This is a genomic window from Clostridioides sp. GD02377 (assembly GCF_045899875.1).
GTDB classification, from domain to species: domain Bacteria; phylum Bacillota; class Clostridia; order Peptostreptococcales; family Peptostreptococcaceae; genus Clostridioides; species Clostridioides difficile_A.
On the sequence record NZ_JBJODA010000097.1, the window covers coordinates 1 to 275 of the forward strand.

Consider the following 275-nt stretch of genomic DNA (forward strand, 5'->3'; position numbering starts at 1 on the left):
TGTTTTCATAAACTTCTATTTTTTTAGCAAGATACTTATTATATACAAATCTACAACATCCAAAAGTTTTATTAATTAACTCTTGCTGTTTTTTATTTGGATACATCCTAAACTTATATGCTTTTTCCACTACTATCACCTCACTTTACTTGTTTTTTATGATTATGTAATACTGGATGTCTATATTTTACACACCATACTATATGGTATTTATACATATCTGAGCTACTTCAATTTTTACTCACCCATCCTAATATTAACAAGGTAAATTTTTT

General features: G+C 25.5%; 2 protein-coding genes. Both read right to left on the reverse strand.

What is annotated here, in order from left to right:
- A partial coding sequence (locus Q3304_RS21040) for a helix-turn-helix domain-containing protein (protein WP_153885162.1) occupies nucleotides 1-139 on the reverse strand: 139 nt, incomplete at its 3' end.
- A gap of 1 nt (nucleotide 140) precedes the next feature.
- Nucleotides 141-218 (reverse strand): transposase, encoded by a 78-nt coding sequence (locus Q3304_RS21045; protein ID WP_141668768.1) that lies wholly within the window; start codon nucleotides 216-218, stop codon nucleotides 141-143.
- Nucleotides 219-275: the final 57 nt, after the last annotated feature.